The 282-nt window shown below is 63.1% G+C and carries 1 protein-coding gene; it reads left to right on the top strand.

The genetic code is table 11. From position 1 onward, the window contains the following. On the top strand, positions 1-261 hold a 261-nt coding region (locus ACZYRU_RS26970; RefSeq protein ID WP_488960185.1), incomplete at its 5' end, for a proton-translocating transhydrogenase family protein. Positions 262-282 lie beyond the last annotated feature (21 nt).

The raw sequence follows: 282 nt of genomic DNA, 5'->3' as shown, positions 1-282 counted from the left end.
CACTTCACGGTGCTGATGCTGTCGATCGTGATCGGCTACTACGAGATCGGCAAGGTCGCGCACGCCCTGCACACGCCGCTGATGTCGGTCACCAACGCCATCTCCGGCGTCGAGGTCGTCGGCGCGCTGCTGCAGATCGCCAATGACGACAAGCTCGTCGTCGGCCTGTCGGCGGTCGCTATCCTGCTCGCCTCGATCAACGTCTTCGGTGGCTTCGCGGTGACCCTCCGCATGCTCGCGATGTTCAGCAAGGGAGCCTGACCATGGACATCACCTCCATCA

Source organism: Nocardioides sp. F233 (assembly GCF_057813895.1).
Note: the sequence above shows the minus strand (reverse complement) of the source record. Positions and strands in the feature narration are given on the sequence as shown.